Source organism: Janthinobacterium sp. 344, from assembly GCF_900112025.1.
In the GTDB taxonomy this organism is placed as follows: Bacteria; Pseudomonadota; Gammaproteobacteria; order Burkholderiales; family Burkholderiaceae_D; genus Janthinobacterium.
The window spans coordinates 56,868-67,870 of the sequence record NZ_FOKL01000016.1 but is presented as its reverse complement, the minus strand read 5'-3'; the positions used below and the strand labels follow the sequence as shown (position 1 = coordinate 67,870).

Here is an 11,003-nt window from a genome sequence, read left to right as displayed (position 1 = left end):
AGGTCTGCATCCTGGTGGCGCGCGACCGCACGGGACAAACCCTCGATTTCGTCACCGGAAAAGGGGCGCTGACGAAGGCGCAGCTGCATGCCTGCCTGCCACACTTCATCGACAAGGACATTTTGCTGGTCACCGATGGCCATGCCGCCTATCGCGCCTTTGCCAAGGAAGCGGGGATCAGCCACCAGGCCGTCAATTTGCGCGCAGGCATCCGCGTGCAGGGTGCCGCGCATGTACAGAACGTCAATGCATATCACAGCCGCCTGCGGGCATGGCTACGCCCCTTTCACGGCGTGGCGACGCGCTACCTGCCGAATTACCTGGGCTGGCGCTGGATACTCGACGCCAAGCGTATCTGCTCGCCGGAAACATTATTGAAGGCAACGCTGGGAGCATTCCCACATCTGACGGTGACATAGCCAAAAACAACAGCATAAGCATATCCGGAAAGAATCGTTAGCGCCGGCGGGCGCCTCCCTTAAGCTCGTGATAACTGTTTCCACACCGACACTAATCGAGCCCAAAGGATACCGCCTTGTACCCGCGCCCCATTTACGCCCCTGCCTCCCTACCCGCCACGCCGCTGCGCGCCATTGTGCTGGCCTGCGCCATGCTGGGCGCCGCGCCCGCCTGGGCCGACAGCATGGCTGCCGAAACCGAAGCACAAGCCACCGTCAGCATCGACCAGGTCACTGTCGTCGGCTCGCGCGCGCGCAACCGCAGCGTGTTCGACAGCAGCGTGCCCATTGACCGTTTCGGCGCCCGCGAGGTAGACAACGCGCTGGCGTCGGGTGACGTGGGCGCGGCCCTGCAGGCGCTGTCGCCGTCGATCAACTTCCCCCGCATCGAGTCGAGCGGCGCGTCGGATTCCGTGCGCGGCATCCAGTTGCGCGGGCTGGCGCCGGACCAGGTGTTGGTGCTGATCAACGGCAAGCGCCGCCACACGAGCGCCGTGCTCGATACGGAAAGCAGCTTCGCCGGCACGGTGCCCGTCGACATCAATGCGATTCCACCCAATGCCATCGAGCATATCGAAATCCTGCGCGACGGCGCCGGTGCCCAGTACGGCAGCGACGCCGTGGCGGGCGTGATCAACATCGTGCTGAAGAAGGCCCGCACGGGCGGTGCCGCTTCCGTCAGCTATGGCGCCAACCACACGCATTTCGACCCCACCGGCCAAACCCTGACGGATGGCCAGAGCGTCATCGTCAACGCGGATTACGGCGTGCCGCTGGGCGACGCGGGCTACTTCCGCTTCGGCGCGGAAACGCGGCGCCGCTCGCCCACGGAACGGGCCGGCCCCAGCGACGCGGGCTGGACCTCCTACAATTTCACGCCGGCCGACCAGGCGCTCGACGGCAAGGTCGTGTTCAAGTCGGGCGACTCGCGCCAGCGCAACCACTACCTGTTCTACAACACCCAGCTTACCCTCGCCAACGGCCTCGACCTGTACTCGTTCGCCACCCTGAACGAGCGCACATCGGACGGCAGCGCCTACTTCCGCTATCCGGGCGACCCGTCGAACGTGCCGGCCCTGTATCCGAACGGCTACCGCCCCGTCACCAATGGCGACAAGCGCGACCTGAGCGTGGTGGCCGGCGTGCGCGGCAGCGCGGGCGAGTGGAACTGGGACGCCAGCGCGCGCCACGGCAGCGACCGCTTTGACTACGGCGTGAGCCACTCCGTCAACGCCTCGCTGGGCGCGGCCAGCCCCACCCGTTTCCACCTGGCCGGCTTCGACTTCCGCCAGGACGCGCTGAACCTGGACGCCACGCGCAGCGTGGACATCGGCCTGCCCGCCGCCCTCAGCCTGGCCGTGGGCGCGGAATGGATGCGCGAAAGTTACACCAGCTCGGCCGGCGATGCGGCCTCGTATGCGGCCGGCGGCAACACCGATGCGCCCCCGGGCGCGCAGGCCGGCCCCGGCTTGCGCCCGTCCGATGCCTATGACGGCAGCCGGCAGATCCGCTCCGTGTATGCGGACGTGGAAAGCGAGCTGACGCCGCGCCTGCTGCTGGGCGCCGCCGCCCGCTATTCGGACTACAGCGATTTCGGCAGCGCCAGCACGGGCAAGCTGTCTAGCCGCTACAAGGTCACGGACGCCTTCCTCGTGCGCGGCTCGCTGTCGAACAGTTTCCGCGCGCCGGCCCTGGTGCAGACCGGTTTCCGTTTCGCCACCCTGAATTTCAACGCGGACGGCACGGCCCTGCAAACGGCGGCCCTGCTGCCGGCCAGCGACCCGCTGGCGCGCAGCTTTGGCGCGCAACAGCTGAAACCGGAAAAATCGACGAATGTATCGCTGGGCCTGGCCTGGAAGCCGGCGACCGCCACCAGCCTGACGGTGGATGCCTACGTGATCCGCATCCGCGACCGCATCACGCGTTCAAGCGACTTGCAGAGCGATGCCGTCACCGCCTACCTGGCCGGCGTGGGCCGCGGCGACATCCAGTCCGTCGCCTACCTGGCCAACCTGCTCGACACGCGCACGAAGGGCCTGGACGTGGTGCTGAACCACGACCGGCCCTTCACCTCGGGCAAACTGAACCTGAACGCGGCCCTGAACCTGAACAAGACCAGCCTGGACAAGGTACGCCAGAGTTCCACGGCGCTGGCCGCCATCGACCCGGACCTGACCTTGCTGACGCAGACGAGTTTGTTCCGCATCAAGAACGCCTCACCGAACAGCAAACTGATCCTGGGCGCCGACTGGCAGGCGGCCGGCTGGGGCGTGCAGGCGCGCGCCACGCGCTTTGGCGAATTGAAAGATTTTTCGTACGACGCCGATGCGCCCCTGATCGACGGCATCCCCGCGCAGCGCTTCGGCGCCGTCTGGTCGCTGGACCTGGAAGGACAATTAAAACTGAGCAAGCAACTGACCCTGAGCGTGGGCGGCAACAATATCCTCGACCGCTATCCGCAGCGCGTGCGGGAAACCAACAACGCCACGTATGGCGGCGCCCTGCCCTACAATTTCATCAACCCCATCGGCGTCAATGGCGCGTACTTCTACGCCAAGCTGAGCTATACCTTCTAACACACGGAAAGAGCACATGATCATCCAACGAATCTCCCACCTCGTCGCCGGCGCCTGCCTGAGCGCCCTCATGCTGTCCGCCGCGCAAGCCGCCGCCCCGCTGGTGCTGATGACGGATTTCGGCACGGCCGATGGCGCCGTGTCCGCCATGCATGGCGTCGCGTATGGCGTCGATCCCCAGCTGACCATTTCGGACCTGACGCACCAGATTCCCGACTACGACATCTGGCTGGGTGCCTACCGTTTGTACCAGACGGCCAATTACTGGCCGCAGGGCACGGTGTTTGTCTCCGTCATCGATCCGGGCGTGGGCACGAACCGCAAGTCGGTGGTGCTGAAAACCCAGGGCGGCCGCTATTTCGTGGGGCCGGACAATGGCCTGTTCACCCTGATCGCCGAACGCGACGGCGTGGCCGAACTGCGTGAAATCGATGAAAAGGTCAACCGCCTGGCCGGCTCCGCCGAGTCGTACACCTTCCATGGCCGCGACGTGTACGCGTACGTGGGCGCGCGCCTGGCGTCGGGCGCCATCACCTACGAACAGGTGGGCCCGCAGCTGCCGAGCGAATCGGTGGTCAAGATTGCCTATCAAAAACCTGTGCGCGATGGCAATACCATCCGCGGCATCGTGCCCGTGCTGGACGTGAAATACGGCAATGTATGGACGAATATCCCGAAATCCCTGCTCGATGAATTGCAGGTCAAACTGCATGACCCGCTGCAAGTGCGCATCCTGCACAAGGGCAAGCAAGTGGCCAAGGTCACGGCGCCTTTTGAACACACGTTTGGCGGCGTCGCCAAGGGCAAGCCGCTGGTCTACCTGAACAGCCTGCTCGACGTGGCGGTCGCCATCAGCCAGGGTGACTTTGCCGCCAAGCACCATGTCGAATCAGGCGTGGACTGGGAAGTGGAAGTGAGCAAGGTGCCCTCCCCGAAATAAGCATGGCCTGCGGCCAGGGCGCCCTGTCCTGGCCCGGTCGCACCCGCTCCCATCGCCCCCCGTTCCCGTGGCGCGCTTGCGCCATGTCAAAGCACGCCATTTATCTCGCCGCCGATCGCCGCAGATTTGTAACTGCGGTGAACCTGCGCACGCCTGCCCACTCTAATTTTTGCAAGCGATGCCAGCATTGCTAGTTGCCTGTGCACTATCCAGCAGGCGGCTTGGCGATCGACGAAATATCACGACAGCCTTCCAACGAGAAAGGAACAATCATGACGGCCCCACTCCTTAGCACCAGCAAGCTAGTCCTCGGCACCGCCATCGTGTGCGCGCTGCTGGGCGGTTGCAACAAGCGCAACGACACCAGCACCGCTCCGGCGACACCGGCCGCCACGCCCGATGCCGCGCCCGCCACCACGCCTGGCACCAGCGGCAATTCCGGCACCTCGGGCACGGGCGGCAGCACCACGCCCGACAGCACCATGCCGCCCGCCACCACCACCCCTGGCGTCACGCCAGGCACCACCAATCCCGACGGCACGACCACGCCGCCTACCGTGCCCCCCACCAATGGCACCACGCCAGGCACGGGAACCGGTACAGGCACGGGAACAGGCACGACCACGCCACCACCACGCAATAGTTAGCCATTGTCAGCTATTGTCAGCTATTGTGAACTATTGTGAACTATTGTGAACTATTGTGAGCCATTGACGATGGCCCCGTGGCGGCCTGTTGCGCCGCCTTGTCTCGCATGCGCCATCGGCAATGCAGGAGAGCCTTCCGGGAAGGCTCTCTTTTGCGCCCTCTTTCTTTTGCGCCTTCTTTCTTTTGCGTCTTCTTTCTTTTTCGTCTTCCTTTGCATCTTCCTTTGCGTCTTCTTTTGCGTCCTCTTTTGCGTCCTCTTTTGCGTCTTCCTTTTCGTCTTCCTTTTCACCTTCTTCTTTGCTCTCGCTATCGTCGTGACGCCGGCCTTTTCTTTACGCCGATCATCTTCTTTACGCCGGCCCTCTTCTTTACGCCGGTCTTCTTCATGCCCGCCATCTTCGTGACGCTTGCTGTCTTGTTTACTTCTGCGTTCCGCCTTGCTTGCGCTCTTGCGTGCGGCGTCCCGCACCTCACTGCGCCGGCGCTTCCTTGGGCGCCGCCTGCGCCGCGCCGGCACGCAAGGCCTGGTGGTCGGCGGCCAGGAACAGGTACATGGCGGGCACGACGAACAGGGTAAACAGGGTGCCGATGGACAAGCCTGTAAAGATCACCAGGCCCATCGCGTGGCGCCCCGCCGCTCCCGCACCCGAGGCGATCACCAGCGGCAACACGCCAAACACCATGGCCGCCGTCGTCATCAATATGGGACGCAGGCGCACGCCGGCCGCCTCTTCCACCGCCTCGCGCTTGCTCTTGCCCGTCTTTTGCAGCTGGTTGGCCACCTCCACGATCAGGATGCCGTGCTTGCTGATCAGCCCCATCAGCGTCACCAGCCCCACCTCCGTATAAATGTTGATCGAGGCAAAGCCGAGGAAAATGAACATGGTGGCGCCAAACAGGGCCAGCGGCACCGAGACGAGGATCACGACGGGGTCGCGGAAACTCTCGAACTGCGCCGCCAGTGCCAGGAAGACGATCACCACGGCAAACAGCATGGTGACGACAAAGCCGCCCGACTCCTGCACGTACTGGCGCGACTGGCCCGAATAGTCGGCCGTGTAGCCGCTGGGCGCCACCTCGGCCAAGGTGTTGCGCAACATGGCCAGCACGTCGCCCTGCGAGGCGCCGGAGACGCCGGACAGTGTCACGGAATTGAGCTGCTGGAAGCGGTTGATCGATTCGGGCACGACGTCGTAGCGGATATGCGCCACGGTGCTGGCCGGTATCATCGTGCCGTCCGGCGTCTTGATATGGAAATCCAGCACTTCGGACGGGTTCAGCCGGTCCACCTGCAGCACTTGCGGGATCACCTTGTAGGAGCGGCCCGCGATGGAAAAGTAATTCACGTAGCCGCCGCCCAGGGCCGCGCCCAGGGCCGCCCCCACGTCCTGCTGCGTCATACCCAGCGCGGCCACGTTGTCGCGGTCGATCACCACCGTGGCCTGCGGCTTGTCGATCTTCAAGTCCGTATCGATGAAATAAAAACTGCCGGACGCGCGCGCCTTCTCCAGCACCTGCTGCGCAATGGCATCGAGGTTTTCAAACGGTTCCGTGGTGGTGATGACAAACTGCACCGGCAAGCCCGATGAGCCGGGCAAGGCGGGAAACTGGAAGGCGGCGACGCGCGCGCCGGCGATCCGGTTCCAGCCCGCCTGCAAGTCCTGCTGCACTTCCCGTGCGCTGCGCGTGCGCGTATCCCACGGCGTCATCAGCATGCCGCCAAAACCCGAGTTAACCGTCGGCACGCCCGTGATCTGGAACATCTGGCTGTATTCGGGCATGGCCTTGGCCACCTGGTAGATCTGCTCGGCATACGTCTGCATCTGGTCCGAGGTGGCCGTCGGGTCGCCCACCACTTGCGACAGGACCACGCCCTGGTCTTCCTCGGGCGCCAGTTCGGACTGCGACATCTTGAACATCAGGCCCAGCACCAGCATCAGTATCGCCGCCAGCACGATCAGCACCAGCCAGGTGTCGAGCAAACTGTGCAGGATGCGCCGGTAACGCTCATGCACCTTGCCGAACACGCGGTCGATAGCGTGCACGAAACGCCCGCTATCCTGTTCCGGCCGAAAGAAGCGCGAACACATCATGGGCGACAGGCTCAAGGCCACCACGCCCGAGACGGCCACGGCGCCAGCCAGGGTAAACGCGAACTCCGTAAACAGCGCGCCCGTCAGGCCGCCCTGGAAACCGATGGGCACATAGACGGCGATCAGCACCACCGTCATGGCCAGGATCGGGCTGCCCAGCTCGCGCGCCGCCAGCAGGCTGGCATCGAGCGGCGACTGGCCCTGCTTCATGTGGCGGTCGACGTTTTCCACCACGATGATGGCGTCGTCGACCACCAGGCCGATGGCCAGCACGATGGCCAGCAAAGTCAGCAGATTGATCGAATAGCCGAGCGCCAGCATCACCGTAAACGTGCCGACCAGGGACAGCGGCATGGCGATCACGGGCACGATGACGGCGCGCAGGCTGCCCAGGAACAGGTAGATGACGATGGTGACGATCAGCAGCGTCTCGACCAGGGTCTTGATGACTTCGCGGATGGAGGTATTGATGAAGAACGTGGAGTCATACACGATCTCGCCCGTCAGGCCGGCCGGCAGCTGCGACTGGATGTCGGGGAAGGCGGCGCGCACGCGCTCGGCCACGTCGAGGATATTGGCTTCCGGCGCCACCTTGATGCCGATGAAGACGGAGCGCACGCCGCTGAAGGCGACGTTGAAGTCATAGTTTTCCGACCCCAGCACGACCGTGGCCAGGTCTTCCAGGCGCACGATGGCGTCGCCGCTGCGCTTGACGACGAGTTTTTTGAATTCGTCCACGGAATGCAGGTCCGTGCCGGCCGTCAACGGTATCGTCACCATCTGTCCCTTGCTGGAGCCGAGCGCGGCCAGGTAATTATTGTTGCCCAGTGCAGTGCTGACATCGGCGGCCGTGACGCCAAACGCGGCCATCTTCGACGCATCGAGCCAGGCGCGCAAGGCAAACAGGCGCGCACCCAGCAGTTCCGCCGTCTGCACGCCGCTGACGGAATCGAGCTTGGGCTTGACCACGCGGCTGAGAAAATCCGTGACGTTATTCGTCGGCAAGGTCTTGCTGTAGAAGCCCAGATACATGGCGTCCGTCGTCTGCCCCGTTTCCACCGTCAGCACGGGCGCCTGGGCTTGCGCCGGCAACTGGTTGCGCACGGAACTGACCTGGGTATTGATTTGCGTCAGGGCACGGTTGGCGTCATAGTTCAGGCGCAAGGTGGCCGTGATGGTCGACACGCCGCTGCTGCTCGACGATGACAGGTAATCGATGCCCTGCGCCTGGGCGATGGCCGACTCCAGCGGCTGCGTGATAAAGCCCGCCACCGTCTGCGCATCGGCGCCGTAATAGGTGGTGGAAATGGTCACCACGGCGTTTTGCGTCTTCGGATACTGGTTGATGGGCAAGCTGAACAGCGAGCGCAAGCCCAGCACCACCAGCAGCAGACTGACCACCATGGCCAGCACGGGCCGGCGGATAAAAATATCGGTGAAGTTCATGGCGGCGCCTCGACTCAATGTTCCTGCGGCGTGGGCTGCGGATTGTTGCGCGGCTCGACCGTGTTGCTGATCACCACGGGGCTGCCGTTCTTGAGCTTGATCTGCCCGCTGGTGACCACTTGCTGCCCTTCGGCCAGGCCCGTCAGCACGGCCACCTGGTCGCCGCGCGTCTCGCCCGTCGTCACGAATACCTGCTGCACCACCAGTTCGCCCGCCTTGGGCGGCGGCGTTGCGTCCTTGGCTGTCTGCCGGGCTTGCCGCGCCGGCTGCACGACGAAGACGGTGGAACCATACGGGTTGTAGGTGATCGCCGTTTGCGGCAAGGTCAGGTATTGCCGCGTGTCGCCCGCTTCCACGTGCACATTGGCAAACATGCCCGGCAACAATTGCCGTTTCGGATTGGCCACCGTGGCCTCGACCTGCACGTTGCGCGTGGCGGGATCGACCTTGGAACTGATGGCGCTGACCTTGCCCGCAAAGGCCGTGTTCGCATACGCGTCGCTGGACAGCTTCAAGGCTTGCCCCACTTGCAGGCCGCTCAGCTGCTTTTGCGGGATATAGAAATTCACGTAGATGGGATCGATGGTTTGCAAGGTCACGATCTTGTCGCCGGGATTCAGGTACTGGCCGGGATTGACGGTGGTAATGCCCAGCTTGCCCGCGAACGGCGCGCGGATGGTTTTCTTTTCCACCAGCGCCGCTTGTTGCGCGGCCAGGGCTTGCCGGCTTTTCAGGTCGGCCTCGTCGCTGTCGATCTGCGCCTGGCTGATGGCTTGCACGGCGAATTGCTGCTGGTCGCGCCTGAGCACGGAAGCGGCCAGGTCGGCCGCCGCCTGCAGGGCGCGCAATTGCGCGATATCGGCCTCGGCGTTCAGCTGCACCAGCAGCTGCCCCGCGGCCACCTCCTGCCCCGACTTGAAATGGACGGACCTGACCAGGCCGGCTATTTCACTGGCCACGTCGACGCCGCGCACGGCCACCATGGTGCCCACCGACGACAGCTGCGGCTGCCATTGCGCGCGGCGGATGATGGTGGCCGACACCGTCTGCGGCGCGGGCTTGGGCGCGCTGGCCATGAGTTGCCGGATATGCAGGAAGAAACCCAGCGCCAGCAGGGCAAGCAACAGCAGCACCGCCCCCAGCATGATCAGCATGCGCTTCGTGCGTTTCGTCATGGATGCCCCCCTTGTGATTGTGGCGTCCCAAAAATCAGTCTGTGCCGGCCCTCGCCGGCAGGGCCGTGGCGGCGGGCACCGGATCGAGCGCGGGACGGTTCCACCAGCCGCCGCCCAGCGCCTGGAACAGCGCGGCGCTGTCCGCATAGCGCGCCGCCTGCGCCTGCACCAGGCCCACCCTGGCTTGCTGATACGTGCGCTGGGCATCGAGCAGGGACAGGTAACTGATGGCGCCCAGCTTGAATTGCTGCGTGCTCAGCGCCAGCGATTCGCTGGCCAGCGCCGCCACCTCGGCCTGCTGCCGCAGCGCGGCGGCGTCCGCCTCGAGCGCCCGCAGGCTGTCGGCCACGTTCTGGAAGGCGCCCAGCACCGTGGCGCGGTAGCCGGCGGCGGCCACCTCGTAGGCGGCGATGGCGGCACGCCGCCTGGCGCGCAAGGCGCCGCCATTGAACAGGGGCTGGGCCAGCCCGGCGGCCACGCCCCAGACGGAGGATGCGCCTTGCAGCAGGGCGGGCAAGCTGGACGCCAGCGAACCGTAGTTGCCCGTCAAGGTGATTTGCGGATATTGGTTGGCCGTGGCCACGCCGATCAGCGCGCTGGCCTGCTGCAACAGCGCTTCGCTGGCGCGGATGTCGGGACGCTGGCGCACCAAGGCCGATGGCAGCGATAGCGGCAAGTCCTGCGGCAGGCGCAGCGACGGCAGGTCGAATTCAGGCATCCCCCCTTCACCGGGCAAGCGGCCCGCGTAGACGGCGAGCTGGTGGCGCGTCAGGGCCAGGGCCTTTTCCAGCGGCGGCACGCTGGCGCGCGTCTGCGCCACCGTATTGCGCTGAAGCAGGACCGTCGCGCGCGCAATCGCGCCGAACTGGAATTGCAGCTCGATCACGTCGAGCTGCTTCTGCTGCGCATCGAGCACCTCGCCCGTCGCCTGCAGTTGTCCGCGCAGCGACGCTTCACGGATCGCCGTCGTCACCAGGTTGGCCGTCAGGGCCAGGTAGGCCGCTTCGAGCTGGTACTGCTGATAATCGACCAGCGCCTGCAAGCCTTCCAGTTGGCGCTTGTTGCCACCAAACACGTCCAACGCATACGATACATTCACCGAGGCGTTGTACAAATTGAAGACGCCGCCCTGTCCCTCCAGGCGGCTGGTCTTTTCGCGGCTCACGCCCAGCCGGGCGTCCACCTCGGGATACAGCAGGCTGCCGGCCAGGGCCCGATAATTTTCATCGGCCTGGCGCAGCGCCGCCTGGGCCGACGCCAGGCCGGGGCTGCGCGTCAGGGCATCGCGCACCAGCCGGTCCAGGGCCGGCGATTGAAACAGCGCCCACCACTGCGCGGGAATATCCTGGCCCGGCACAAAGCGCTGCGCCTCGCCGCCGGGGCCCGGCGCCGACGCCGTTTCCAATGGCAAGGGCGCCGGCGTGTAGCGCTCGTCACCAGCCGGCGCCGCGGGATGCCGGAAGTCAGGCCCGACGGCGCAGCCAGCCAGCAGGCACAGCGTGAAGACGATGCCGGGACGGGGCTGCCGTTTGCTGGAGAGCATGATTCTTATCCGATACCTTGCAGTAGCACAGCGTGAGCGGATGGAAGAACATCGCGGAGGCGCCGCCATCCGCTCTACGATTGTAGAGCACCAGACGTAAAAAGAGCCTTCCGAAGAAGGCTCT

The 11,003-nt window shown here is 64.9% G+C and carries 8 protein-coding genes; 4 read left to right on the top strand and 4 right to left on the bottom strand.

Features of this window, described 5'->3' with window-relative positions; translation table 11 throughout:
• From BM193_RS27170 to BM193_RS27155, 4 genes are all read left to right on the top strand, one after another.
• Positions 1-419, top strand: a 419-nt coding sequence (locus BM193_RS27170; protein WP_139229975.1) for an IS1595 family transposase, incomplete at its 5' end; no start/stop codon positions are given.
• A 116-nt stretch (positions 420-535) separates the two neighbouring features.
• Positions 536-3,034 (top strand): TonB-dependent receptor plug domain-containing protein, encoded by a 2,499-nt coding sequence (locus BM193_RS27165; protein ID WP_254786445.1) that lies wholly within the window; start codon positions 536-538, stop codon positions 3,032-3,034.
• A gap of 16 nt (positions 3,035-3,050) precedes the next feature.
• Positions 3,051-3,974: an SAM hydrolase/SAM-dependent halogenase family protein gene (locus BM193_RS27160; RefSeq protein ID WP_092804240.1), complete on the top strand. Its 924-nt coding sequence runs from the start codon at positions 3,051-3,053 to the stop codon at positions 3,972-3,974.
• Positions 3,975-4,246: 272 nt separating this feature from the next.
• Positions 4,247-4,621 (top strand): hypothetical protein, encoded by a 375-nt coding sequence (locus tag BM193_RS27155; RefSeq protein WP_092804237.1) that lies wholly within the window; start codon positions 4,247-4,249, stop codon positions 4,619-4,621.
• A gap of 50 nt (positions 4,622-4,671) precedes the next feature.
• On the opposite strand, the gene BM193_RS28920 is transcribed toward BM193_RS27155, so the two are convergent.
• From BM193_RS28920 to BM193_RS27135, 4 genes are read right to left on the bottom strand one after another with little or no spacing between them, the layout of a single operon-like run.
• Entirely contained in the window at positions 4,672-5,091 is a 420-nt protein-coding gene (locus BM193_RS28920) for a hypothetical protein (RefSeq protein ID WP_175533437.1), read from the bottom strand.
• Between the two features lies 1 nt (position 5,092).
• Entirely contained in the window at positions 5,093-8,161 is a 3,069-nt protein-coding gene (locus BM193_RS27145) for an efflux RND transporter permease subunit (RefSeq protein WP_092804231.1), read from the bottom strand.
• Between the two features lie 14 nt (positions 8,162-8,175).
• Positions 8,176-9,336, bottom strand: coding sequence for an efflux RND transporter periplasmic adaptor subunit (locus BM193_RS27140; RefSeq protein ID WP_092832577.1), 1,161 nt, complete (start codon positions 9,334-9,336; stop codon positions 8,176-8,178).
• Positions 9,337-9,370: 34 nt separating this feature from the next.
• Positions 9,371-10,879 (bottom strand): efflux transporter outer membrane subunit, encoded by a 1,509-nt coding sequence (locus tag BM193_RS27135; protein ID WP_092804225.1) that lies wholly within the window; start codon positions 10,877-10,879, stop codon positions 9,371-9,373.
• Between the last annotated feature and the right edge of the window lie 124 nt (positions 10,880-11,003).